Source organism: Enterococcus salsurae (assembly GCF_054784955.1).
In genome coordinates, this window is the sequence record NZ_BAAHWY010000004.1 from 173397 (window position 1) to 198711 (window position 25315).

Consider the following 25315-nt stretch of genomic DNA (forward strand, 5'->3'; position numbering starts at 1 on the left):
CAAACATCACTTTCCAGAAGCCACGTTGCATCCATCTGCATCCAATGATCAAGGGCTACTGTCTGTCCCGTTTGGACGACAATTTATCTGGATTCCCAAGGAAACATTAACCAAGAAAGAGTTGCTTTTGTTTCAGATGCGAGAAGGTGACCGCCAAAAAAATATCGACCATCAAGCACATCCATGGTACCCGATTTTATTTGACCATCAGCCTGTCTCTTCACCAAATATGTATCGTTTTATCCACGTTCATTTCACCAAAATCATAGATGGGCTGCAGTCGGAATGGCTGGCGGAGATTCAACAAATGTTGCCCGATGTTGTTGATTTGTTCTTTATTTATGATAACCAAGCGGTCATTGTCGAGGCCCATAGCGGGGAAAATCTGCGTGTTGAAGATTTGGATGGTTTATTTGTCGCCCTAGATATGGATTTCGATTGCTATTCTCAATTGTTTGTAGGTCCGTTCCATCGTTCGGAACATGATTTTACGCAATTATGGGAAGAAGAAGCTACTTTTTACTATGAAGTCTTACAATTGCGTAAACATCAAAAGAGTTTGGACTTACCGACTGGGTTGTCCACACTATTCATTTCTGGGGCGAAGCCTTATCTCGCTTTGCTTCGAACGCTTTATTTAGATTGGTTCGAAGAAGAAACAGAAACGATTATTCGTGCATTATGGCAACATCAAGGAAATGCCAGCTCGACCGCCAAAGCGCTGTTTATGCATCGGAACTCCTTGCTTTATAAAATCGACAAATTTCAAACAGCTACAAATTTGAATCTTAAAATCATGGACGACCTGCTACTAGGCTATTTTTTATGCCAAACTTTTTCTACACACACAGACTAAACAAGATGCACAAGAAAACGCTTTTTTCTTGTGCATCTTTACGTTGTCCAATCGAAGCGTTTTCATTTATGATAAGCATGTAAACTAAATCGAAAGAGGTAATCCGAATGGTAGAAATGGCCTTAAAGAATATTCACAAAAAATATGACAACAATGATACCTATTCTGTAACAGATTTTAACTTAGATATCGCGGATCGCGAATTTATCGTCTTTGTTGGACCTTCCGGTTGTGGTAAATCAACAACACTTCGAATGATCGCCGGATTAGAAGATATTTCTGAAGGTGAATTAAGCATCGGCGGCAAAGTCATGAATGATGTAGCGCCTAAAGACCGCGACATTGCCATGGTATTCCAGAACTACGCGTTGTATCCCCACATGACTGTATTCAACAATATGGCCTTCGGTTTGAAATTGCGTAAATATGACAAAGAAGAAATCAAAAAACGTGTTGAAAATGCTGCTGAGATCTTAGGTTTGACTGAATACTTAGACCGCAAACCAGCTGCCCTTTCAGGTGGACAACGTCAGCGGGTCGCACTAGGTCGTGCAATCGTCCGTGATGCAAAAGTCTTCTTGATGGATGAGCCTTTATCTAACTTGGATGCAAAACTGCGTGTAGCCATGCGTGCTGAAATCGCTAAACTGCACCAACGTTTAGAAACAACAACGATCTACGTAACCCATGACCAAACAGAAGCCATGACCATGGCTGACCGGATCGTTATCATGAAAGACGGTTTTATCCAACAAATTGGTTCACCAAAAGAAGTTTACAACACACCAAAAAATATGTTTGTAGCCGGCTTTATCGGTTCACCTGCCATGAACTTCTTCAATGTAACATTGAAAAACGGCGTGATCTCAGATGGCCAAAGCTTGAACTTGCGCATTCCTGAAGGGAAAAACAAAGTACTCGTTGAAAAAGGCTACGAAGGCAAAGAATTGGTATTTGGTATTCGTCCCGAAGATATCCATAGCGAGCAAATCGCATTAGAAACTTCTCCAGAAGCAACTGTTCGTGCCGAAGTCGTTGTATCAGAATTACTTGGTGCTGAAACAATGCTTTATACAAGGGTTGGTGCCACTGAATTTATTTCCAAAGTAGATGCCCGGGATTTCCATCGCCCAGGAGAAACAGTTGATTTGGCTTTCAATATCAACAAAGCACATTTCTTTGACAAAGATTCAGAAAATGTCATCACTTTACCTTAACCTGTAGTTACCGTGCACTGTTCTCGGATTTGCCCCCTAGGCAGTCGCATTTAACTAATATCCACTTTTATTCCTTATTTGTATCCCCCAAAAAGAGACAGTCTGATGGCTGTCTCTTTTTGGGCACTTGTTTGATCATCTGATTTGAATCGCGACTATCTAAACAAAACAGCTGTGTACTCAAAAGAATCTTTCCAGCATAATGGAAACAATATGTTTCGGTACAAACAATCACTGGCTCTTTTCAAATTGCGGTTGCCTCCGCTATAAGCAAAAAAAACCTCAAAAACATTGTTTTTGAGGTTTTTAATGCCTTATGCATGAATCGCTATTTTTTCTCCATTGCCGCTTTCAATGCGGCTGCCAATGGACTTTCTTGCGGCTCATCTTGGTTGATTTTATTCATCAAACGCCGTTCTTCATGTTTAGTTATTTTTTTGCTGCGCTCTTTTTTGTCTGCCATTTTCTCTGTTGTTCCATCAAACTTGCAACGGAAATAAGCGCCTTTTTGTCCATCAATGATTTCCATCTTACGATGGCATTGCGGACAACGATGATTCGATACTTTCGGATCTTTCCGGCGCCGGTATTTGCACGTACTGCTTGAACAAACATAAATTTTCCCGTCACGGGTACTCTTCTCCCGCAATGGTTCGCCACATTCTGGACATTTTTTTTGGGTCAGAGAAAAGTCTTGGTATTTGCTTTCACTTTGTTTGATTTCTTTGACCAATTGTTTGGTGTCCGCTTCAATTTGGGCAAGGAAGGTCTGGGCGGAGTAACTGCCTTTCGCAATCGCCTCTAATTCTTTCTCCCATTTTTCTGTTAGTTCAGGGGTCACCAATGAAGGATTGACCAAAATCAACAATTGTTTGCCTTTAGGTGATACTTGCAATCCACTTGGTGTCCGTTCCATCAATTCTGATTTGATCAATTTTTCAATGATCTCAGCTCTCGTAGCTGGTGTGCCTAAACTATGTTTCTCCATCTTGCCAAGCAGTGTACCTTCATTTAATGGTTTTGGCGGTGTCGTCAGTTCTTTTTGAATCGTAAATACTGGTTTGACGGCACTATCCTTTTGCCAAGTCATTGCTTGCGTTTCATCATCGCCTGTTGTTTTCCAACCAGCCTCTATGATCGTATTGTGGGTAAAGACAAATTTTTCCTGACCAAAAGAAACGGTCACTTTCTGTTGTTGTTTCTTGTGGGGTTTAGCGAAGAGCATCAAGAAACGTGCCACGATCATTTGATAGATCCGTTGCTCGTCGTTAGATAGCTTTTCATAGCGTGCACGTTGTTCTGTCGGCAATAATGCATGGTGATCACTGACTTTTTTGTCATTGAAAACCGCTTGCTGCTGGACAACTGCCCCATTCTTGATATACCCTTTGACTTCTGGTGCAAAATCCGCCACAGCTTGCAGCCGTTCTTTCATCGTCGCTTTCATATCATTGGTTAAATATTTTGAATCTGTCCGAGGATATGTCACGATTTTGTGAACTTCATATAAGCTTTGAACCAAAGATAAGGTCTTTTTCGCAGAAAAATCGAACCGTTGGTTGGCTTCTCTCTGGATTTCTGTCAAATCATAGGGTAATGGTGCAGACTCTGTTTTGATTTTTTCTTCGATGGCTGTCACGCGACCGTTCTGCTGACTCATCGATTTGACCAATGCTTCCGCATCCGTCCGTTCTTTCAGTTGATATGGATTTTTTAAGTGCAGTTTTGCTTTCGCATCTCCTGCAGTCAAGGCAATCACATGGTAGGTTTGCGGACGGAACCCTTCAATGATCATTTCTTGATCCCGCACCAAAGCTAAGGTCGGTGTCTGGACACGACCTGCACTCAAATTGTCTTGGTATTTGACTGTTAAGGCTCTTGTCACGTTTAGACCTATCAACCAGTCCGCTTTTGCCCGTGCAAGTGCCGAATGGTAAAGATTATCATAGTTTCGGGCTGGCTGCAGCTTGGCAAAACCATCTTTGATTGCTTTGGGTGTCTGGGAAGAGATCCATAACCGCTTAACTGGTTTATCAAAACGTACCCATTCAAGGATCCAACGTGCCACCAACTCGCCTTCTCGACCAGCATCGGTGGCGATAACGACTTCTGATACGTCTTTACGCTGTGCCAGCTGTTTGATCGCTTTTAATTGCTGACCTGTCTTCGGCAACGGTTTGATGCCGATATTTTTGGGAATCATTGGCAAAGTCTCCAGCTGCCAGTTGGCCCAGTCTTTATTTAAATCTTCAGGCATTTTCAAGCCCAATAAATGACCAAGGGCCCAAGTGACAATTACCTTGGGTCCTTCGTAATAGTTTTTATGTTTTTGCTCACAGCCCAATACTTTGCTGAGGTCTTTGGCAACGCTTGGCTTTTCCGCTAGAATTAGTTGTTTCATAAAAATCTTTCTCGCTTTCGTCGACGACTTGTTGATATTCTTTGAGTAGTGCTAACCCAATGTATTGTTGAAGGTAATCGTCGCATTCTTCGCACCAGCGCTCATCTTCTTCATTCCAAAAAGCCGTCATAAAGTTTGATTTTGCATTTATGTAAGAATAATCATTTCTAACTTCTTGCCATTTATTTTCATAAAATGACTTGGCTTCGCTAAAGGTTGCAAATGTGAACGCCTCTTGAATATCTGACTGCCATCCCTCAAAAAACCACCACGGCTCATTGTCACCATACATGACTACAACTTGATACATTCCATTGCTCCTCTCACGATTCCTTACTCATATTAGTCACTTTTACCTAAACTTGCAAGAAATAAGTTTCAACAATTAAGCACTCTTTAAAACATTTATAAAATCATCGTTTTTTTTAATATAAAATGATTCGCTTAAGATTACAGTTATTTTCTTTCCTCTATAGTCTAGCATAGAAGAAAACGAATGTGAATATAACAGAAAAAGAATAAAAAAAAACCAAACAAGATTTATTTTAACTTCGCAAAAATTTTTATCTATGATGGATATGCTACAATAAAGGCAACCACGAAACTGCCAGGAGGTGCTCCATGTATCTCGAACAAATCACTTTTCCCGATCAAGAAGCCGAGTTTGATTTTTTCCTTTCCATTCAACGGACTGTCTATGATTCTTACTACCCTTTTCAGATTCTCAGTGCCCGCCGTTTTCAGCAGATTGATTTTGAACCAATCACGATTTTATATGGTGGCAATGGTTCTGGAAAAACCACTGCATTGAACGTAATTGCCGAAAAGATCCACGCGCAGCGCTTTGCTGCTTATAATCGGTCGAATTTTTTCGAGGACTACTTATCCTACTGTTCTACTCGTAGCAACGACGAACCGCAAGAAAAAGTGCTTTTGACCAGCGATGACGTCTTTGACTTCATGCTGGATATTCGAAACTTAAATCAAGGGATCGATCATCGCCGAGAAGAAGTATTTCAAGAATACTACCAAGCAAAGTATGCGGACTTTCGTTTCACAGGTTTTGACGATTACCATGAATTGAAGAAAATCAATCTCGCACGATCCAACACACAGTCCAAATTCACCCGCAAGCACTTGATCGACAACGTCCGAGAATATTCCAATGGTGAAAGTGCCTTTCGCTTCTTTCAAGAAAAGATTCGTCCCAACAGCCTTTACTTATTAGATGAACCAGAAAATTCCCTTTCTGCTGAGCGTCAGCTGGAACTGGTGCAGTTACTAGAAGATTTTGTTCGCTATGAGCAGTGCCAATTCATTATTGCTACTCATAGTCCTTTCGTTTTATCTTTAAAGGAAGCCAAAATCTATGACTTGGATCAAACGCCCGTCGATGTGCGGAAGTGGACCCAGTTAGCCAGTGTCCAGCAGTATTACCGCTTTTTTCAAGCACACCAAGTCGAATTTGATGATTAATCATGACCAAAGCAAACCATTTTCCGTCAAAGATTTCTTTTGGCGGCTTTTTTTCCGCCGCACTCACACAAAGACCAAAATCAAATTGATCAGCGTAACAAAGATGGCGACAACTCCCGCAATTTTGCCCCACTTGACTTCTGCTTGATTATACTGATCGGAATGCCCCGCAATCTGAGAGGACAAAAAGTAGAACTTTTTAAAACAATCAAATACCCTGCTAAACCAAATAGTACGGCTAAGGCAAGATGATTGATTTGACTTGAAACGACCTGAGTTTGATGAAGCGCTCCCTTACAACACTAACGACAAAACAGCATTTCCCGGTAAGATGATGGCATAGCCAATAAAGACAGGTACCAACCAGATAGCAGTGACCCAAATCTCAGAGCGACCAGCTAATACGGGCCAATCTAACCCCATATAAACTTCCCGATCTTTGAAGCGATTTTTCATCATTTCCAACATTGCAGCAGCAAGTGGTGAAAGGGACTGCATAAACATTTTTGAGCTCGTTGGGAACAACGCCATTGCAGTCGCGATTTGAATAGCTAAATCCAATGGATCTAACACCCCATAAGCTGTGGCTAATCCCAATCCCAAGCCAATGAGAAAGCCATCACTGAATTTTCAGAGAAGATACCGATGTTCTTTTTTAGGGCTTTGGTATCGGCACGTCGATTAAATCATCCATAATCACATTGATCGGCAATAAAAGCACTGCTGAAATATTCATCAAGTAGGTCACTATTACTAGAGAAATATCTGTCAAATCCTCAATGTGGCGTTAGAACATATCCCCCATCTTGAATTCCAAGATAACCTGTACGATTGCTCCTTCACAAGTCGCTACATTTAGCGAAAAGATCCAACTTTTCAAGATCAAAGAATAAACGGCTACCTATTTTCTTGGTTCTCTTGATTACGCAAAACATTCGTTGGTACAAATAAAAAAAGCCCTAGCTAAGCGCAACTGATTGGTTCAGTGTTCTTAGCTAGGGCTGATTTTGTTAGAGGTTAAACGTATTGCAATTCTTTGGCTGCTTGATAAGCGGCATCGATCAATCCGCCGCCTAAACATTCCATGTCATCATAAAAGACAACTGCTTGTCCAGGCGTGATTGCCCGTACAGGTTCGTCAAAAACAACTTCTGCACGATCGCCATCTAATAAATGGACCGTCACCGGTACATCTTGTTGACGATAGCGGAATTTCGCTGTACATTTGAACGTCGTGCCACGATCTTCATCTGTTGTGAAGTGGATTTGACTGGCTTCTAACCGATCAGCATACAATGCTGGATGGTGGAAACCTTGACCAACATACAATGTGTTGGTGGCTAAATCTTTGCCAACCACAAACCATGGTTCTTGGGTCGCACCGCCGCCACCGATTCCTAGACCTTGTCTTTGACCGATCGTATAATACATCAAGCCATCATGTTGGCCCTTGACTTCACCGTCTAAGGTCACCATATTGCCTTTTTTTGCAGGCAAATAGTTGCTTAAAAATTGTTTGAAATTCTTTTCGCCAATAAAACACACGCCAGTTGAATCTTTCTTCTTGGCAGTAGCCAAACCAGCACGTTCCGCAATTGCGCGGACTTCTGATTTTTCCATGCCGCCTAAAGGAAACATGGTTTTGCTTAATTGTGCTTGTGACAATTGACTTAAGAAATACGTTTGATCTTTGTTATTGTCAACGCCCCGCAACATATGCGTTGCGCCATCTGCATCAACCGTTACTTGTGCGTAGTGTCCAGTCGCCACGTAATCTGCACCCAAATCCATTGCATAATCCAAAAAGGCTTTGAATTTGATTTCTTTGTTACACATCACATCTGGATTGGGAGTCCGTCCTGCGCGATATTCTGCTAAGAAGTATTCAAACACGCGGTCCCAATATTCTTTTTCGAAATTGACGGAATAGTAAGGAATCCCAATTTGGGCAGCGACTTTCGCGACATCCTTATAATCTTCTGTTGCGGTACAAACGCCATTTTCATCGGTATCGTCCCAGTTTTTCATAAAGATCCCGACAACATCATACCCTTGTTCTTTCAGCAAAAGTGCTGTTACCGACGAGTCCACCCCGCCGCTCATTCCAACCACCACTCGGGTGTTTGCGTTAGACATGATTGAATCACCATCATTTCAATTATAGATTCTGAAATCATCTACGATTTGAAGGTCGCAACTTTTCAGTATCTTGCATTATACATCAAAATACCAAAAACTTCACGATAAGTTCTTTGATCTTTTTGATTCTTTAATGAATCTCTTAAATACCTGTGTCCAAGAAGCGCGTTAAATAAAAAAAACGACCCGTCTTGCGACTGGTCGTTCACGCTTCATAAAATTATTGAACCCGTGGTTCGTTGTTTTCTTGTATTTTAGTCGTTGTTTTGTTGAAGGCACCTTTGGCTTTGCGTCCTTGTTTTGAAGCAAAGTCGCCAGTTGTTTCAGCAGCACTGCTGACTTTATCTTGCACTGTTTCGGAATCTTTTTCGAATTGTTCACGGGTTTTGACATCCGCAACATTCACATTCACTTCAATGACATCTAAGTTCGTCATTTTATTGACTTGTGTTGATACAACATCTTTGATTTGATCATAGATCGTTGTCATGTCACTGCCATATTCAGCAATGATATCTAAATCAACAGCTACTTGTTTTTTCCCAACTTCAACGTTGATACCAGAAGTGACATCATCGGTATTCACTAATTTGCCAGCGATATTTGAGAAGAAACCACCATCTACTGTTAATAGACCCTCTACAGATTCTAGTGCAATGCCTACGATTTTTTGAATCACTTTATCTTCGTAAGTTAATTCTCCTTTAACACCTGTTGTTGTTGGTTTTGTTTGGTTTTCCATCGTACATTCCTCCTAATATCTTCTTTAAATTAATACAATAGTACCAAATTTTAGCGTTGCGGTCTTTGAAATTGCTCAAAGAAACCGACTTCTTTTAGATAAAATCCCAGATATGTGCCTAGTGCAGTGAATATCAATAGCAACAAGGTCTTCAAAAAGCCGATCGTGATCAAGAGAATCGCTAGAATCAAACCCAACACTGCAAAAATAGTTGGAATTTTATAATGACTGAACCATTCATTCATCTCATTTTCCTCCTATACCACACGTGGTTGTTGATGCGGTGTGGGTTTTATTTCAGCATCCTTCAAGATGACCTCTGTCTGGATGTTGCTTTCAATACCAAATAGCTGTTGTAAATTCGCACTGATAGCGGTCACTAAACGTTCTTGTTTTTGTGGTATATCAGCTGTCTGCTTCATTTCACCATCTAATTTGACAGATACTTTGTTTTTAACAATATTGATTTTCGCAGATGGTTGATGAATGAACGCCGTTTCTTCTGCTTGTTGAACAATAAAATGTTCCAAAGCTTTCTTTTGGATCACCAATTGACCATTTTTGTGCTTGATGACTAAGCGGTCTGAACGTTTTGGAAAAAAGATGACCACGATAATCGCTAAGAGTGCGAAACAAGCAAAGCCTGCTGACAGCCAAAAGATGAACATCTCCATGGAAGCGCCGATCCAAGGATATTCCGCTAGCGGTATCAGATAAAAGGGCAATTGAACTGCTTGTTGTGTGGCAACCATACCAAAGAAAAAGAGTAGCAATAACAATAACAATCCGACAACAAGAATCACTTTAGAAATCTTACGCATTGGCAACCTCCTTTGCTTCTTGCTACTTAAAGCATACACATTTCTCAAACAATCATCAAATAATAACTCCTGAAATTGATTATTTTTTGAGATACAGCTTTTTTCTGCAATAAAGCAATTATTTTTCATTGTCCTTGCTGTCAAAGAGTTCTTTTCCTATTCATTCCACCAACATCTGCGCCAAAAACGCAAATAAATTGTTATTCTCAGCGAGAAAGTTTCTCTAGTTCTTCTTTTTTCCGCTGATACATTTCCGCAAGATCATTTTCAGAAATCGGCTGCCCGAATGGCCGTGGGTGTGTCAGAAACGCGCGTTCGGGTGCATCGACACCGACATTCAGATTTTCTGCGATCGGTACGCTATGATGATGGATATGGCCATGCAAGTTACGGCTGTTTTTGGTGATCCCCAGCAACATTGGATAATGAGTCAGCAAAAACTGCTGATGATCGAACTTGATCAATGCACCGACATCTTCAAATGCAAATTTGGCTTGTCCTGATAAACCAGGATCATTGTTTTTTAAATAACGAAAAAATACACGGGTATCATGATTGCCTTTGATAAACACAATCTTCCCTTGCAATTGTTTGAGTACAGATAACACCTCAGGAAATCCTTTTTCATAAGCGGGATGCATCGCAACATCTCCCAAATGATACACAGTATCTTGTTCCCTCACCACCTGGTTCCAACTTGCCACCATCACTTGGTGCATTTGCGTCACAGTTGCAAATGGCCGCGGGGCAAAATCATTGTTTCCCAATAGTGCTTCATGAAAAAAATGTGTATCAGCTATAAAAAAATTCATCTGGTCTCCCTTCTCATATGACTTCTAATGGCTGTTTTTTTGTTGGCGGCAAAAACCTTGCGTCAATTTGTTCAAGCTCTGCAGCAGAAAATCGAATCTGCTTCGCTTCGATGTTCTGGATCATATGTTGGGCATCACTGGTTTGGGGAATCGCTAATGTCTGACCATTGCGAATCGTCCACGCCAATAATAATTGAAAGACAGAAATCCCCTTTTGTTCCGCCATCGACTTTAACAATGGATCGTTGCGGAAGTGGTTGCCTCGACTGTCGCCTTGTGCAATGGGCGAATACGCAATCAGCGGAATATCTGCTTCTTGCAACCATGGTATCAAGTCATATTCGATCCCGCGGGCACCTAAATTATATAACACTTGATTGGCAGCACAATGTGATCCATCTGGTACTTGCATCAGTGCCTGCATCTGTGGGACATCAAAATTTGAGACCCCCCAATTGCGGATTTTTCCAGCCGCTTTGGCAGCCTCCATTGCCGCAACTGTTTCTGCTAGTGGAATATCTCCTGGCCAATGCAATAGATAGAGATCTACATAATCCGTTCCCAATCGTTCCAGTGAACGATCCAGCGCTTGCGGCAATTCGGTTGTTGATGCGTGCCAAGGGTAGACTTTAGAAATCAGATACAGGTCGCTGCGGGTATAACCTGCGATGGCTTTGCCAACCAATGTTTCGGCGGCTCCTTCGCCATACATTTCTGCTGTATCGATCACAATGAGTCCACCATCGATCCCCGCTTTTAACGCTTCGATCTCTGCTTGTTCTTTGACTGGCTCATCTCCCATATGCCAAGTGCCCATCCCAATTGTTTCTTGTATGATACTTGTTTGATCGTCCTTCATTTGTCACCCTTCTTTCCAATCAAATCTTTTTTAAACGTACGACAATTGCTGGCACGTTATCGGTAGGTCTAGTATAAAAAGAAAACGCAAAAGATACAAAAAAAGCGCATCGCGCCCCATTCCATAGAATGCAGACGCTGATGCCCTTCAAGCTCATCGATTGTTTACACTTTTTCAAACAAACCACGGCTGATAAAGCCGTCCATTAAAAAGTAAAATTTTTCTTGGAGCATTTTTTGTTTTGGATCTTTAAAAATATTGACAGCCTTTAGCCCATTGGCTGTGGTGATCGACATTTTAAATGTCTGAATGTCTTTGGCCACCGTAATTTTCAGTTTAAATCCTTCTTTGCTTTGGGGTGTTGCTTCTAATCCACGGATCAGTTGGAAATTCCCGCCATTTGTTTCAGTGAAACCATTATCTCGTAATGTATAGCGTTTTGCTTCTGGCGCCAATCGATAGACCACTTCAGCACCTAGGACGGTCGCTTGTGTTTCAAATGCCATTTTTCCACCTCATTTAACTCATTTCTTCTATTATAAATAGTTTTGAAAAAGAAAGCTAGCGGAACTCTTATTTTTTGGAATTCAGCACGGTTTCAGCCAAAAGCTGCGCGAATTGGCGAACTTCCACCATCGTATTGCCCAAGCCAAAACTAATACGGACAGACTCTCGAATAGCTGGATGTTCCTTGCCCAGCATCGCTTCCAGCACATGAGAAGGCTCAACGTTCCCCGCCGTGCAAGCACTCCCCGTCGATATGGCTGCACCTTTCAGATCCAGCTTCATCAAAAGCAAGTCGCTGCTGACACCGGGAAAACGCAAATTAAGAATATGCGGCAATTTGCTTTTGGCGTTACCATTTAACTGATAGGACACGCCGTGTTTTTGCAGCGTGTCTAGCAAAGCTTCAGCAAACTGTTGATAGTGGGCTGTATTTTCTTGTTGGACTTGCTCCGTCAGCAACGAGGCCGCTTTGGCCATGCCCATGATTCCCACAAGGTTTTCTGTGCCGGCCCGTCGTTTTTCTTCTTGCTCGCCACCATGCAGATACGAAGGCAAAGAGATTCCGTCGCGTTTATACAGAAAGCCAACCCCTTTGGGTCCATTGATTTTATGGGCGGATATACTCAGCAAATCAATGCCATTCTCAACTATATTCAACGGTATTTTTCCATATGCTTGTACCGCATCTGTATGAAAAACAGCCTGATGCGTCCGTAAGACTGCCCCAATCTCTGCCATCGGCAAAATATTGCCAGTTTCATTGTTGGCACTCATGATCGATACTAGAATCGTATCTGACCGTAAAGCAGCTTCTAGATCTGCCACCGCTAATTGACCTGTTTGATCGACTGGCAAATAGGTCACTTCAAAGCCAAGTGTTTCTAAGTAATGCATGCTTTGAATGACAGCCGGATGTTCGATTTGCGTTGTGATGATATGTTTACCGAGGTTTTGTTGACAGATAGCTGTCCCAATGATCGCTGTATTATCGCTTTCTGTCCCTCCACTGTTAAAAATAATCTCATGTTCTTTGACACCTAACTGCGCCGCAATGGTTTGTCGGGCAGTTTCTAATTTGGTATGGGCATCCCGACCATAATGATGGATACTTGATGGATTACCAAAAATCGTTGCCATCGTTTCACTCATCACTTGGATCACATCAGGATGGATCGGCGTTGTCGCCGCGTGGTCTAAATACACCATTTTATTCACCTTTCCTTCATATGTGCCATTATAGCAGAACTTACGTATGCGTCTAATACAAACCACTGCGAAAAAATCTGTCCTACACAACCATTGTGGTTAGGACAGATACATGCATGCTATTTAGGCAGACACAATCAACGTAGATTGCTTACTCTTTGCCAGGTTCAGAAGCGATGACTGTTAATTCTCCCACCAATTCCCATTTTTTGATTGGGTTTGGCAAGATACAGCTTGTACCCATTTTCAACTCATAGGAATGACCATCGATCACCAAATGACCATAGCCTTGAATCACTGTCATCAATGTGTAGGCAGCTTGTTGCTGCAAGTTCAATTTACCACGCACTTCCCATTCATAGACGTTGAAAAACGGCGTTTCTAAATAGGTCACCACAGCAGAATTCCCTTGTTTGACTTCCTTGATGGACAATTCAGGGGTCCGGGCAGGAACCGTCGTCACATCAATAGATTGCTGGATATGCAATTCCCGTGTTTGTCCTTGATCATCGGTGCGGTCATAATCATAGACGCGATACGTCGTATCAGAACTTTGTTGGGTTTCAAGAATCATGATTCCTTTGCCGATCGCATGGATCGTGCCGCTTGGCACGTAGAAGAAATCCCCTTTTTTGACTGGTACTTTGGTCAAGAGGTCATCCCATCGGCCGTCCTTGATCATTTCTGCTAATTCTTCCTTGCTTTGTGCATGATGCCCATAAATGATTTCGGCACCCGGCTCAGCATCGATAATATACCAGCATTCTGTTTTTCCTAACTCGCCTTCGTGGGTCAAACCATAGGTATCATCTGGATGGACTTGAACAGACAAGTCATCTTCAGCATCCAAAATTTTGATCAGTAAAGGAAAAACGTCCTTATCTGAATGGCCAAACAGCTCTTGATGGTCGCGCCACAAATCGACCAAAGTTTTTCCTTTAAACGGGCCGTTTTCAATGACACTGACACCATGCGGATGCGCACTGATCGCCCAATCTTCGCCGATTTTGTCATTTGGCAAGTCAAAACCAAAGACTGAATGCAGTCGGCTGCCGCCCCAAATTTTTTCTTGAAAAACTGGTTTCATAAATAATGGTTCCATAATTGATCCCCTCTCTCATTGTTCGTGGATATTATAACATGAAACGGGTTACGTTTGAGGTTCTTTTAGGTAAGAAGCAACGATTTCGTCGCGATGCGTGATGTATGCTGCCCGATGATCCTGAGGATGCACACGATTTGACAAAAAAATAAAGGCCTGCTGTTCCTTCAAATCAACCAACATAAACGTACCGGTATACCCTGTATGAAACAATTGCTGGGTTGGACCTATGAGATCCCAACCATAGGTACGCAATCGATCACCTGTTGTTTGCGGCTGTTTCAATGCCTCGATGATCCTCTTTGAGAAGAAAGGCGATTCGTGCGATGCCGCCTCAAATAACGTCTGGACAAAAGCTGTTACATCATCCACTGTGGAGAATAATCCTGCATTGCCTGCATGAGGGCCTAAAATACGTGCTTTTGGGTCATGAGTAACGCCTCTTAGCACTTGTCCATTGGCTTGTTGTTGGGTAGGGGCGATCATGGAGGACTGCGCTTTTGAAAATGGCGGAAACCCGCTATTTGTCATGCCTAATGGCACGAGTACTTGTGCGCAAAAAATCTCGGTCAATGGTTTTTGAAACAGTTTCTCCAAAAGAAAACCTAATAGGATAAATCCTGTATCTGTATAGTGCACCCTTTGTCCGGCGGAACCATCACTGGCAAGGGTAAGATACGCTGCCTTCAGTTCTTCTGCAGATAACTGATCTCGATGAGGGATCCACGTATGGATAGCTGCAGTATGGGTCAACAAATGTTTGATTTTTACGCTTGGGTCTTTATATTCCGGCAGCCAGTACTGTAATGAATCGTCCATATCAATCATGCCTTGATCCCAACATTTCAATAGCACAGTCGTTGTACAGATCACTTTTGTTAGCGATGCTGTGTCAAATACATGTGTCGCAGTCATTTTTTCTTCCGTCGGCAGCATGGATGCCTGCCCAAAAACATACGTCTCCTGTGTCCCTTTCCTAAGGAAGCGCACGACTGCCCCAGGATAGACTTGCGGCATGTTCTTTTCTATCAGTTCCAATGTGTTTGCGTACATCATATTCCTCACTTCACCCTATTTCTATGCGTCAGCCACCACTCATCAAAAAAAGATACTATCCACAGTGGAGAGTATCTTCAACTGATTTATTTAGACTGACATGGAACGACATCTTTTTGAACGATGAACCACCATTCAATCCCAATGGTATCATAGGTCGTTAGTAATGTTCGTTTCTTGTTGATGAAGAATGCTTGCTGTTCGTTCGTTAAATGTTTTTCTAATGTATCAAGATCTTCTTGACTGATCGAGATTTTCAGGAAGTCAAGGCCTAGTACTTCGTGGGTTGGTAAATCGATCGTACCGCCTTGTGCTTGCGTCAAACCAACTTGAAAATCGCCATCATTCAAAAGAAACGCGTCTTCTTCAGATTCTTGGGTCTTCAGTCCCAGCACATTTTCTAAAAAGGCTTGTGCCTTCGCTAAATCGCTGACATGTAAATATAGTTTGCCAAAACGGACAGCTGCTGAAAGCGCTGCTGGCTTTTTAGGTACTGCATTGATCAAGTCCACTTCGTTGATCGGTACGGATTCATTGCCTTGCGCGGTATAACGCACTTCGATCAAATTGCCTTCTGGATCTGCCACTGTGAAGCCTAATTGATCGGTTTCAAAACGTGTGTCTTCAAATGTCAACGCACGTTGTTGGACATTTTTGGCAATCGTTGCGGCTTCAGCTAAAGTTGCCGTCTCCAAGACAATGCGCTGCATTTTCTTGATTTCACCGGTATGGTCCGTTGCGCGTGGGCTTTCTTCCAGCCATAGGATCTCTTTGGTATCCCCTTTATACCCAAAGATCGCCAATTCATTTTCTTCCCTTTTCAGTTCGAACCCTACCACATCTCGATAAAACACGATGGCTTGATCCCGGTCTTTGACACGAATCGCAACTGTCAATAACTTGCTGCTGCGCCCCAATAAGAAATCTGTCATTTTTTCTCCCCCTACATACATTTGTACCCATTGTACTGATAAAAATGCATTCTAGCAAATGAAATCCATGTCAAAAATACATTTTTTTTTGCATGAAAGAGGAAAAACTACATAAATAACAACCACCAAACCAAAGATGATGGATTCCATCGCGTAGCTTTGCTTCATTGCTCCGCTTTTCTGATTGACTAAATCACAACAGCCACTCGGTCAGCACCTAAAATCTGCGTTCCACCATAGTTGATCTGGTTGGTGATAGAAACCGAAGAAACCCCTGCAAGTAAAGCTTTTTGTGCACTTAACACCTTAGGCAGCATGCCGCCAGTCACCACGTTATCTGCAATCAATGTTTGCATTTCTGACAATGAAATTTTTTCCAACCACTTGTCTTCCTTCTTGATCCCTGGCACATCTGTCAAAAGAAATAACTTCTCTGCTTGCAGACTTGCTGCTATTTGACAAGCAACTTCGTCTGCATTGATATTCAGCCATTGGCCTGATGCTGTGATTCCTAAAGGTGCAATAATGGGGATATGCTGTTTTTGTGTCAGCAATTGCAGAAATGCTGTGTTGATCTGCGCCACATGTCCGACAAAGCCTAATTGAGCTTCATCGATCACAGCGCCAGTAATCAGTTGATCACAGCCAGCATTGAGTCCGACTGCCTGCATGCCTGCTTTTTGGAAGCGTGTGGTGATCATCGGTTGAACTTGTCCTAAAAGAACCATGCGGGTCACTTCTAACGTTTGCGGATCAGTTACCCGTAAACCGTCTTTGATAGTGACTGGCAGCGCCATTTTTTCCATCATTTCTGAAATATAATGACCGCCGCCATGAACGATCACGATTTTTTTCCCAGCGGCTTGCCAATCACTGACTTGCTGAAAGAATGTCGGTGTCAGATTATCTGAAGCGACGCCGCCAATTTTGATTACGATCGTTTCCATACACAATGCTCCTTTTTATGTCCTTTTCTCTGATCAGGTGTGGTAAAGGGCGTTGATTTTGACATAATCATAGGTCAAATCACACCCCCATGCCATGCCTTGCCCTGAGCCTTCTGCCAATGCCACCTGAATCTCCACTTTGGATTGGGCTAACGCCTCCTGCATCATGTCTTCATCAAAATCAACAGGTTTTCCTGACTGGAAGACGACAGTACCAGCTAAGGAAATCGTTAATGCATTTGGATCGATTGGTTGTCCGCTGTAACCCACGGCACATAATATCCGACCCCAGTTGGGATCTTTGCCAAACAATGCGGTTTTGACCAGTGGCGAGCCAACGATCGTTTTACTGATCATCCGGGCTGCCTCATCTGTGACTGCCCCGATGGTGTTGGCTTCGATCAATTTGGTCGCCCCTTCACCATCTTGGGCAATTTCTTTGGCTAGTGCGGTCAACACAGCATGAAACATCTTTTTAAACAGGTCATAGTCGGCCGTATTTTCTTGGATCTCAGACGGCTGCGCCAGTCCATTGGCGAACACCAACACCATATCATTGGTAGAGGTATCTCCATCAACTGTAATTTGGTTAAAGGTGACCTCTGTCAGTTCTCGCAAAAGTTTTTGCAGCAATTCAGTTGAGATCGCTGCATCGGTGGTGACAAAAGCCAACATCGTGGCCATATTCGGATGAATCATTCCTGATCCTTTGGCACATCCCGCCATCGTCACGGTTTGGCCGCCAATCTGACTTTGGACCACGATACTTTTTTCTGTTAGATCCGTAGTAAGGATTGCCTTCTGGAATGCTTGCGGGTCACCTGCTTTTTTCAACTGAGAGATGCCAGTGGTAACTTTTGCCATCGGCATTTGTCGACCAATGATCCCTGTAGATGCGACAGCGATTTGATCTGGTGCCAGCCCGAGTGTATCGGCGGCAGCTATCGCCATGTGCTGTGCATCCTCATAGCCTTGTGCACCGGTACAAGCATTGGCATTGCCAGCATTGACGATCACCCCTTGCAGTTGACCTGATGCCATCTTTTCTTTGGTCACTTGGATCGGTGCTGCTTGCACCTGATTGGTCGTAAAAACAGCCGCCGCGTTGGCAGGTACTTCTGATACGATCCAGCCCAAATCAACTTTCGTTTTTTTCAATCCGCAATGGATCCCGTCAGCATAAAATCCTTTAGGTGACGCAATGGTTCCGGCAATGACTTCCATACTATTTTCCTCCTGCTTATCTCACACGCAATTTTTTCGTTTCTCTGATTTGTTTATGGGTAGACCGGCACTTGCAGCAAACCGGCTGTTTCGGAAAGGCCGGCCCAGCAATTAAAGTTTTGGATTGCTTGCCCTGCAGCACCTTTGCCTAAATTGTCGATGACCGCCACCACAGTCAAGATTTGTGTGTCTGGGTTCAAAGATAGGCCAATATCACAAAAATTAGTGGCGGTGACTTGTCGCAGCTCCGGCATCTTCCCCACCGGCTGTACTCTAACAAAAGCAGCATCTTCATAAGTAGCCAAAAATTGCTGATACAAGTCTGCTTCCGTGACCGCAACTTTGATTGGCGCGTACAGTGTCATGAAAATCCCTCGTTTCACAGGAATCAAGCTGGTTGAGAACTGAATATGCTGGATGGTTGGATCCCATTGCTGCAATTGCTGGACGATCTCTGGTATATGCTGATGCTGGTTCAATTTGTACATCGCCATGTTTTCTGAAGCATTGACATAATGGCTGCTATCAGTCAAAGACTTCCCCGCACCGGAAAGCCCTGATTTGCCGTCAAAAATCAACGTACCCGCTAGCCAACCTTGCTGAAGGATCGGTGCAGCCGCCAAAATCGCAGCCGTCGCATAGCAGCCTGGATTGGCAATCAGATGGCCATTGGCTGCGGTAAACTCTGGTACGACATATTCAGCTTGTGCCAACAATTCTGCATCAGCCGCTTCTTTCTGATACCATTTTTGATAGTCTAAAGGATTTTTTAAGCGCAGATCACCAGACAAATCGATAACAGGAAACCCATTCTTCGCAAAGTCAGCTGCCAACGTTCGACTAATACCTGCCGGCGTCGCAAAGAAGACCAACTCATTTGCTTGTTGAATGTACTGGGGATCATAAGGCAAAATCTCTTGATCCAAGAAACCAGTTAAATGAGGATACAATTTTTCTGCATGTTCATGCATCGAATGACTATGGATCGTTCCCACCTCCAACACGGGATGTTGTTGGATCAAACGAATCAACTCAACTCCGGTATATCCTGTAACACCAACGATTGCTGCCTTCAAACGCTTCTCCTCCTTGTGATAAATTACTTATGATTATAGGCAACTCACAATAAGATGTCAACGGTTATTTATAAAAATATTCAGAAAAAAGCAGAGAATATTCGTCATTGACGCAAATAGTTGTTTTTTTATACATTTATTTTCTGCATTGGACTTAGCCCAAAATGCTGCGAAGAATCGCAATACCTGCGGCTGTCTCTTCTTCGGTGATCGTTAAAGGCGGCAATAACCGTAAGACCTGTGTTCCTGCTTTCAGTGCCAACACATGTGCCTCTCTTAGTTGCTGCATGACTTGCTGCAACGTATCGGCATCTTTTAGAACCAAACCGATCATCAGTCCTGATCCTCGAACTGCTTGCACTGTGGGCAAATCTTTTAAGCCTGCCAATAATTGTGCGCTGCGCGCTTGAACATTACCCTGTAAAGAAGGCGCAGCAATTTGCTGACAAACAACGGCCGCAGCAGCCATCGCCAATTTATTGCCCCCAAATGTCGATCCGTGACTGCCTGGCCCAAAAGCCGATTTCAATGCTGCTTTTCCGACCAACGCCCCCACAGGGATGCCGTTGCCCAATCCTTTAGCCAGGGTAAACATATCTGGCTGAATATCATACTGTTCAAACGCATAAAAGGTGCCTGTACGCCCCATGCCAGTTTGAATCTCATCGATGATCAGCAGCGTACCATTTTCTTTACAGTGAGCAGCGACTGCCTTTACCCACTCTTTCTCAGCTGGGATCACGCCACCTTCTCCTTGGATCAATTCTAAGATCACTGCTGCCGTGTCTGCTGAGAGTGCTTGCGCCAAGGCTGCTTCATCGTTGTAAGTAAGATAGGTAAAGCCTGGTACCAAAGGGCCGAATCCATCTTGGATCGTTGCTTGACCAGTTGCGGACATGGCCCCAAATGTTCGGCCGTGGAAAGATTGCTGAAAACTGATGATTTGACTGCGTCCCGTCGCTTTACGTGCCAACTTTAAGGCAGCTTCGTTGGCTTCTGCGCCACTATTGCAAAAATAAACCGCATATTCTGAGGTGTGAGGTATCTGCTGCACCAATTGGGCAGCGACTGTTTCTTGCAATTGGCTCTCATACAAGTTGGGCATATGCCATAGTTTCTCGGCTTGTGCAAGCAATGCTTGCTGGACTTCTGGATGACCATAACCCAAATTGACTACACCGATGCCACTTGTCAAATCTAAGTATTCTTTGCCCTGCTGATCTTTCACATAGGCGCCTTGCCCCTCAACGATCTCAAAAGGGAGTTTATTATAGTTGGGAAATAAATGACTCATCCTATCACACACTTTCTTTTTTGTATTAATATACATAAAATAAGCGTAAATAGCAATAAATATTTATTTTTAGCGGAATTTATTCAAAAATAAACCGGGTATTAGATAAATATATACAAAAAAATCCAGCTAAATATTTCTTTAGCTGGATAATTTTCTATCGATTTATGTTGCTATGCTGAGTGCTTATGCAGCATCTTCTGAAAACTGACTGTTGTACAAGTCCGCATAGAAACCGTTTTGCGCCATCAATGAGTCATGGTTGCCAGTTTCAACGATGGATCCATGGTTCATCACAATGATATTATCTGCGTCACGAATCGTAGACAGACGGTGAGCCACTACGAAACTTGTCCGGTTTTCCAATAAACGACCCATGGCTTTTTGGATCAGAATTTCTGTCCGCGTATCAACACTCGATGTTGCTTCATCTAAAATCAAGACATCTGGATCCGCCAAGAATGCCCGAGCGATCGTGATCAATTGACGTTGACCTTGAGAAATATTGCTGGCTTCTTCATTCAAGACAGTATCATAACCTTCTGGCAACTTCCGAACAAAGTCGTCCACGTGGGCAGCTTTCGCTGCGGCAATCACTTGCTCTTTGGTTGCATGTTCATTGCCATAATGAATATTGTCATAAATCGATCCTGTAAACAACCACGTATCTTGCAAGACCATCGAGATATTGCTGCGCAATTCATCTCGTGTCAAATCACGGGTATCTTTGCCATCATAACGAATACTTCCGCCACTGACATCATAAAAGCGTTCAAGCAAGTTGATCAATGTGGTTTTACCCGCACCAGTTGGCCCAACGATGGCGACCATTTCTCCTGCTTTGACGTCTAAACTAAAGTCAGTCATCAATAGTTTTTCTGGACTGTATCCAAATTGAACATGATCGAAACGCACTTTATAATCCGTATTTTCAACTGGCAATCCAGAAGGTTCATCTGTCATTTCTGCCTCGTCTAATACTTCAAAGACCCGTTCAGCCGACGCAACTGTCGATTGGATCGTATTCAATAAACTAGCAATTTGTGTGATTGGTTGTGAAAACTGATTGGTATATTGTAAGAATGCTTGCACATCCCCTAGCGTCATATTCCCATTGGCTACTTTGATCCCACCAAGAACTGCCACAAAGACATACCCTAAGTTTTTGATGAAGTTCATCAAAGGCATAATGATGGCTGAGATAAACTGTGCCTTCCAGCCAGCAGCATACAAACGATCATTTTCTGCTTCAAACACGACTTGGTCAGCTGCTTCATGATTGAATGTTTTGACCACTGTATGACCGCCATAGGTTTCTTCTACTTGGTCATTCAGCAACCCTAAACTTTTTTGTTGTGCAGCAAAGAATTTTTGTGATTTTGGCGCCACGATCATGACAACGATCAGGCTTAGCGGTACCGTCGCCAATGCCACCAATGTCAGTTGCCAGCTGATAGTCAACATCATCCATAAAACACCAATGAAAGTCACGACACTGGTAATAAATTGAGTCAAATTTTGTTGTAGTGTGCTGGCGATATTATCCATATCATTGATCGCACGAGACATGATATCCCCATTGGAGTGAGTGTCATAATAAGAAATCGGCAATCGATTCATCTTTTCATCTAAGTCACGGCGCAATTCATAAACAGTGCGTTGAGACACACGGGTCATAATGAACTGTTGCATAAAGTTAAAGACCGCAGAGACCACGTACATGCCGATGGCAATCAAAATGATTTGACCGACTTTGTCAAAATCGATAGGAAATTCAGTCACAGTTTGACCTGCTTGTATTTGTTGCGCACCAATCATTACCCCTTTGAAGATTTCAGTGGTTGCTTCCCCCAAAATTTTTGGTGTTTGGATTTGGAAAATAACCGCTGCAATCGCTAAGACAAAGACAGCAATGATCGCTATTGACCGTTTTGACATATAGCCGAAGAGGCGTTTGACTGTACCCCAGAAATTTTTGGCTTTTGGTCCTTTGGCACCTATATTCCGGCCTGGGCCACCGCCCATAGGTCCACCGCGGTGTCCTTGGTTTGTATTGTTTTTGTTTTCACTCATGCAAGATCCTCCTCTCTCAATTGTGAAGAAACGATTTCTTGGTAGGTTTCATTTTCTGCTAACAGGGTTTCATGGTTGCCTTTACCCACCAATTGTCCTTCATCAAGAACGAGGATCGTATCGGCATCCATGACCGTGCTGACCCGTTGCGCGACAACCACCATGATACTATCTTGCATGTCACGTTTTAAAGCCGCACGCAGATTGGCATCGGTTTTAAAGTCTAACGCTGAGAAGGAATCATCAAAGACATAGACATCTGCTTGTTTGACTAATGCCCGGGCAATCGCTAACCGTTGTCGTTGCCCCCCAGAGAAGTTGCCGCCACCTTGTTCGACCCGACTTTCTAGTCCATCTTCAAGTTCTGATACAAAGTCTTTGGCTTGTGCGATCTCTAGCGCTTTCCATATTTCTTCTTCAGTGGCATCGGGTTTGCCATAAAGCATATTTTCTCTGATTGTACCTGAGAAAAGGACGGCTTTTTGCGGAACGAATCCCACAATTTCCCTTAAGTTATGTTGCGTTACTGCAGCAATGTTGGTGTCATTGATCTTGATTGCTCCACTTTCGACATCAAATAAACGAGGCAATAGATTGACCAACGTGGTTTTCCCAGACCCAGTGCCACCGATTATAGCGACAAAATCGCCAGATGCCGCTTGAAAGTCGATTGCTTCAAGGGCTGATTTTTCAGCACCAGGGTAACGGTAACTCACTTGATCAAATGCTAAAGTGGCAGCTTTGCCTTTTAGTGTTAATGTTTCTGGTGTCTGCGCATCTACAATTTCGTCTTCTTCATTCAATACTTCGTTGATCCGGTCTGCAGAGGCTTGCGCTCTTGGTACCATGACAAAAATCATGGATAACATCATGAAACTGATCAAAATTTGTGCTGCATACGTCATGAAGGCAATCAAATTCCCAACTTCTAACGTCATTTCTGCAATATAATGACCACCGAACCAAGTAATCGCAATGTTGGTTCCACTCATGATCAAGGTCATCAGCGGCATCATCAATGCCACGATCGTGTTCACTTTGATGGCTGTTTGGGTGTAATCTTTGTTGGCACCGTCGAAGCGATTGGCTTCATAGTCTGTTTTGTCAAAAGCGCGAATGACCCGGACACCAGTCAACCCTTCACGGAAAACCAAGTTCAGACGGTCGGTTTTCTTTTGCATGCTTTTGAACAGCGGCACAGCAAAATACATGATGCCGCCGACAAGAACCAGCATAATTGGAATGACCACCAAGAAAATCCGCGTCAATTGCGCATCTTTTTGGTAAGCTAAGAAGCTAGCACCGATAAGTGTGATTGGGGCATTGATCATCATACGCAAAAACATTTGTGTGACCATTTGGATTTGGTTGACGTCATTGGTCGTTCGCGTGATCAATGATGCCGTACCAAATTTATCAAAGGCTCGGGCAGAAAAATTTTCTACTTTTTGGTAAATATCCGAACGTAACTTTTGGCCTAATTTTTGGGATTCGCGGGTTGCGAAATAAGTGTTCCCTAATGCTGCTAAGATACTGATCATGGAAAAGCCGATCATATAAAACCCAGTTTTCCAAATATAGTCAATATCTCCGGTGGCGACCCCATTATTGATAATGTTGGAAGTCAATGTCGGCAAGTATAGATCCGCCACTACTTGGATCACCATAAACACGACTGCCATTATAATAGAAATGGACGATACGCGTTTGATCAATTTAGTCATGTGTTTCCCCTCTTTCTTTCTTTGCGCCTTCTCTTAACCAGCGAATTTTGCTATTGAAATCAGACATCGCCAATGATGGATCATAACTGTCGTCAGCTTGAATATGACGATATGCTTCGGTGATCGTAGAAAATACCGTATGCATCAATAATTGGATCAGCAATTTCAACTCATGATCGTCAGCAACCTTCAACAAGTCTTTGTCGATCTCAGCAAAAAACTCAGCTTCTTCTTTTTTCCGTGTTGCTTTGCGTTCTTCGTGATGGGCATGATGCATCTTTTTATGTATTTCTGGCATCACTTTATGGAAGGACCGGTAATCCATACTCAAGAACAAGTTGCGGTAAAAGTTGGCATTCTTTCCTTTTAAAACTTCCTCGATCATCCGAGAAAAATACCATTCAAATCCAGCAAACAAATCACCTTTTTCATGCTGGATCGATCGAATCAAATCCCTTTGACTATCGCTTTTTAATGTATGGAAATAGTAATAATACAAGTCTTCTTTATTTTCGAAATACTGGTAAAAACTGCCGCGAGGAATCTCCGCATCCTTGATGATCGTGGCGATGGAGGCATCTTTAAGGGGCAATCGGGAAAATTCTTTCTTGGCTGCATTCATTATGCGCTTTTGCTTTTCAGCTGGCAGATGAAAAAATGTTTCTGTTGGCAATCAAAAAATCTCCTTTCATGTTGGTTAAATAAATCACACTGTTCAAATATGACACATCGTCATATGACACTGTGTCATTATACACCCTCCACCACAGAAAGCAAGCAATTAAATTTGATTTTTTTATGAAGTTCTTTTTTATAACTTCATTATTAATGGGGGATAATTGAAATGAAAG

At 42.8% G+C, this 25315-nt stretch carries 23 protein-coding genes and 1 pseudogene; 3 read left to right on the forward strand and 21 right to left on the reverse strand.

The window, feature by feature from the left end:
• The first annotated feature begins 25 nt into the window (after positions 1-25).
• Complete coding sequence (locus tag ACYVRS_RS10955) at positions 26-856, forward strand: helix-turn-helix domain-containing protein (RefSeq protein WP_461198785.1); 831 nt, start codon at positions 26-28, stop codon at positions 854-856.
• A gap of 107 nt (positions 857-963) precedes the next feature.
• The gene (locus tag ACYVRS_RS10960) at positions 964-2073 is read left to right on the forward strand and encodes an ABC transporter ATP-binding protein (protein ID WP_054115832.1); all 1110 of its coding nucleotides are present in this window, start codon (positions 964-966) and stop codon (positions 2071-2073) included.
• A 328-nt stretch (positions 2074-2401) separates the two neighbouring features.
• Here the strand turns inward: ACYVRS_RS10960 and ACYVRS_RS10965 are convergent, their stop codons facing one another.
• Both ACYVRS_RS10965 and ACYVRS_RS10970 read right to left on the reverse strand, forming a co-directional pair.
• Entirely contained in the window at positions 2402-4474 is a 2073-nt protein-coding gene (locus ACYVRS_RS10965) for a DNA topoisomerase III (protein ID WP_313510579.1), read from the reverse strand.
• Positions 4407-4784 (reverse strand): DUF1033 family protein, encoded by a 378-nt coding sequence (locus ACYVRS_RS10970; protein ID WP_312499458.1) that lies wholly within the window; start codon positions 4782-4784, stop codon positions 4407-4409. Before ACYVRS_RS10970 ends, ACYVRS_RS10965 begins: the two co-directional genes overlap by 68 nt.
• Positions 4785-5095: 311 nt before the next feature.
• Here ACYVRS_RS10970 and ACYVRS_RS10975 point away from each other — a divergent pair, with 311 nt between their 5' ends.
• Positions 5096-5950: an AAA family ATPase gene (locus tag ACYVRS_RS10975; protein ID WP_054115829.1), complete on the forward strand. Its 855-nt coding sequence runs from the start codon at positions 5096-5098 to the stop codon at positions 5948-5950.
• A gap of 303 nt (positions 5951-6253) precedes the next feature.
• On the opposite strand, the pseudogene ACYVRS_RS10980 reads toward ACYVRS_RS10975, so the two are convergent.
• The 19 genes and pseudogenes from ACYVRS_RS10980 to ACYVRS_RS11070 all read right to left on the reverse strand — a co-directional run.
• A pseudogene (locus ACYVRS_RS10980) lies at positions 6254-6785 on the reverse strand (PTS transporter subunit IIC); the annotation flags it as partial.
• 182 nt (positions 6786-6967) lie between these two features.
• The gene (mnmA, locus tag ACYVRS_RS10985) at positions 6968-8086 is read right to left on the reverse strand and encodes a tRNA 2-thiouridine(34) synthase MnmA (protein WP_461203367.1); all 1119 of its coding nucleotides are present in this window, start codon (positions 8084-8086) and stop codon (positions 6968-6970) included.
• Positions 8087-8309: 223 nt separating this feature from the next.
• On the reverse strand, positions 8310-8831 hold the full coding sequence (locus ACYVRS_RS10990) for an Asp23/Gls24 family envelope stress response protein (protein ID WP_054115827.1): 522 nt from the start codon (positions 8829-8831) through the stop codon (positions 8310-8312).
• Between the two features lie 50 nt (positions 8832-8881).
• A complete protein-coding gene (locus ACYVRS_RS10995) occupies positions 8882-9076 on the reverse strand; it encodes a DUF2273 domain-containing protein (RefSeq protein WP_054115826.1) in 195 nt (64 codons plus the stop codon).
• A 12-nt stretch (positions 9077-9088) separates the two neighbouring features.
• Entirely contained in the window at positions 9089-9652 is a 564-nt protein-coding gene (amaP, locus tag ACYVRS_RS11000; RefSeq protein ID WP_312499283.1) for an alkaline shock response membrane anchor protein AmaP, read from the reverse strand.
• A 206-nt stretch (positions 9653-9858) separates the two neighbouring features.
• Entirely contained in the window at positions 9859-10464 is a 606-nt protein-coding gene (locus tag ACYVRS_RS11005) for a metallophosphoesterase (RefSeq protein WP_312499281.1), read from the reverse strand.
• A 13-nt stretch (positions 10465-10477) separates the two neighbouring features.
• Positions 10478-11323, reverse strand: coding sequence for an aldo/keto reductase (locus ACYVRS_RS11010; protein ID WP_313537325.1), 846 nt, complete (start codon positions 11321-11323; stop codon positions 10478-10480).
• Positions 11324-11487: 164 nt separating this feature from the next.
• The gene (locus ACYVRS_RS11015; RefSeq protein WP_054115822.1) at positions 11488-11829 is read right to left on the reverse strand and encodes a DUF1831 domain-containing protein; all 342 of its coding nucleotides are present in this window, start codon (positions 11827-11829) and stop codon (positions 11488-11490) included.
• Between the two features lie 67 nt (positions 11830-11896).
• Entirely contained in the window at positions 11897-13036 is a 1140-nt protein-coding gene (locus ACYVRS_RS11020) for a cysteine desulfurase family protein (RefSeq protein WP_312499277.1), read from the reverse strand.
• A gap of 151 nt (positions 13037-13187) precedes the next feature.
• Positions 13188-14141, reverse strand: coding sequence for a mannose-6-phosphate isomerase, class I (manA, locus tag ACYVRS_RS11025; RefSeq protein ID WP_312499287.1), 954 nt, complete (start codon positions 14139-14141; stop codon positions 13188-13190).
• Between the two features lie 45 nt (positions 14142-14186).
• Positions 14187-15191 (reverse strand): serine hydrolase domain-containing protein, encoded by a 1005-nt coding sequence (locus tag ACYVRS_RS11030; RefSeq protein ID WP_461203368.1) that lies wholly within the window; start codon positions 15189-15191, stop codon positions 14187-14189.
• A gap of 89 nt (positions 15192-15280) precedes the next feature.
• A complete protein-coding gene (locus ACYVRS_RS11035; RefSeq protein ID WP_461203369.1) occupies positions 15281-16126 on the reverse strand; it encodes a VOC family protein in 846 nt (281 codons plus the stop codon).
• Between the two features lie 188 nt (positions 16127-16314).
• Positions 16315-17073: an acetylglutamate kinase gene (gene argB / locus ACYVRS_RS11040; RefSeq protein WP_461203370.1), complete on the reverse strand. Its 759-nt coding sequence runs from the start codon at positions 17071-17073 to the stop codon at positions 16315-16317.
• Between the two features lie 33 nt (positions 17074-17106).
• On the reverse strand, positions 17107-18297 hold the full coding sequence (gene argJ / locus ACYVRS_RS11045; protein WP_313537315.1) for a bifunctional glutamate N-acetyltransferase/amino-acid acetyltransferase ArgJ: 1191 nt from the start codon (positions 18295-18297) through the stop codon (positions 17107-17109).
• Between the two features lie 53 nt (positions 18298-18350).
• Positions 18351-19373 carry an N-acetyl-gamma-glutamyl-phosphate reductase gene (argC, locus tag ACYVRS_RS11050; RefSeq protein WP_461198773.1) on the reverse strand — a complete coding sequence of 341 codons (1023 nt, stop codon included), beginning with the start codon at positions 19371-19373 and terminating at the stop codon, positions 18351-18353.
• A 154-nt stretch (positions 19374-19527) separates the two neighbouring features.
• The gene (gene argD / locus ACYVRS_RS11055; RefSeq protein ID WP_461203371.1) at positions 19528-20667 is read right to left on the reverse strand and encodes an acetylornithine transaminase; all 1140 of its coding nucleotides are present in this window, start codon (positions 20665-20667) and stop codon (positions 19528-19530) included.
• 186 nt (positions 20668-20853) lie between these two features.
• Positions 20854-22740 carry an ABC transporter ATP-binding protein gene (locus ACYVRS_RS11060; RefSeq protein WP_054115813.1) on the reverse strand — a complete coding sequence of 629 codons (1887 nt, stop codon included), beginning with the start codon at positions 22738-22740 and terminating at the stop codon, positions 20854-20856.
• Positions 22737-24464 (reverse strand): ABC transporter ATP-binding protein, encoded by a 1728-nt coding sequence (locus ACYVRS_RS11065; protein WP_312498348.1) that lies wholly within the window; start codon positions 24462-24464, stop codon positions 22737-22739. Before ACYVRS_RS11065 ends, ACYVRS_RS11060 begins: the two co-directional genes overlap by 4 nt.
• Complete coding sequence (locus ACYVRS_RS11070; protein WP_054115811.1) at positions 24457-25137, reverse strand: TetR/AcrR family transcriptional regulator; 681 nt, start codon at positions 25135-25137, stop codon at positions 24457-24459. The genes ACYVRS_RS11065 and ACYVRS_RS11070 overlap by 8 nt, the downstream gene beginning before the upstream one ends.
• Between the last annotated feature and the right edge of the window lie 178 nt (positions 25138-25315).

Bases quoted from the DNA above. Each gene is read 5' to 3' on its own strand.
- ACYVRS_RS10995 (WP_054115826.1), bottom strand. From the start codon at position 9,076: ATGAATGAATGGTTCAGTCATTATAAAATTCCAACTATTTTTGCAGTG.
- ACYVRS_RS11030 (WP_461203368.1), bottom strand. From the start codon at position 15,191: ATGTACGCAAACACATTGGAACTGATAGAAAAGAACATGCCGCAAGTC.
- ACYVRS_RS10960 (WP_054115832.1), top strand. From the start codon at position 964: ATGGTAGAAATGGCCTTAAAGAATATTCACAAAAAATATGACAACAAT.
- ACYVRS_RS11020 (WP_312499277.1), bottom strand. From the start codon at position 13,036: ATGGTGTATTTAGACCACGCGGCGACAACGCCGATCCATCCTGATGTG.
- ACYVRS_RS11065 (WP_312498348.1), bottom strand. From the start codon at position 24,464: ATGACTAAATTGATCAAACGCGTATCGTCCATTTCTATTATAATGGCA.
- ACYVRS_RS10990 (WP_054115827.1), bottom strand. From the start codon at position 8,831: ATGGAAAACCAAACAAAACCAACAACAACAGGTGTTAAAGGAGAATTA.
- argJ (WP_313537315.1), bottom strand. From the start codon at position 18,297: ATGGAAGTCATTGCCGGAACCATTGCGTCACCTAAAGGATTTTATGCT.
- argB (WP_461203370.1), bottom strand. From the start codon at position 17,073: ATGGAAACGATCGTAATCAAAATTGGCGGCGTCGCTTCAGATAATCTG.
- ACYVRS_RS11060 (WP_054115813.1), bottom strand. From the start codon at position 22,740: ATGAGTGAAAACAAAAACAATACAAACCAAGGACACCGCGGTGGACCT.
- mnmA (WP_461203367.1), bottom strand. From the start codon at position 8,086: ATGTCTAACGCAAACACCCGAGTGGTGGTTGGAATGAGCGGCGGGGTG.
- ACYVRS_RS10970 (WP_312499458.1), bottom strand. From the start codon at position 4,784: ATGTATCAAGTTGTAGTCATGTATGGTGACAATGAGCCGTGGTGGTTT.
- ACYVRS_RS11035 (WP_461203369.1), bottom strand. From the start codon at position 16,126: ATGACAGATTTCTTATTGGGGCGCAGCAGCAAGTTATTGACAGTTGCG.
- ACYVRS_RS11015 (WP_054115822.1), bottom strand. From the start codon at position 11,829: ATGGCATTTGAAACACAAGCGACCGTCCTAGGTGCTGAAGTGGTCTAT.
- ACYVRS_RS11010 (WP_313537325.1), bottom strand. From the start codon at position 11,323: ATGAAGGACGATCAAACAAGTATCATACAAGAAACAATTGGGATGGGC.
- argD (WP_461203371.1), bottom strand. From the start codon at position 20,667: ATGAGTCATTTATTTCCCAACTATAATAAACTCCCTTTTGAGATCGTT.
- amaP (WP_312499283.1), bottom strand. From the start codon at position 9,652: ATGCGTAAGATTTCTAAAGTGATTCTTGTTGTCGGATTGTTATTGTTA.
- ACYVRS_RS10975 (WP_054115829.1), top strand. From the start codon at position 5,096: ATGTATCTCGAACAAATCACTTTTCCCGATCAAGAAGCCGAGTTTGAT.
- ACYVRS_RS11005 (WP_312499281.1), bottom strand. From the start codon at position 10,464: ATGAATTTTTTTATAGCTGATACACATTTTTTTCATGAAGCACTATTG.
- ACYVRS_RS10965 (WP_313510579.1), bottom strand. From the start codon at position 4,474: ATGAAACAACTAATTCTAGCGGAAAAGCCAAGCGTTGCCAAAGACCTC.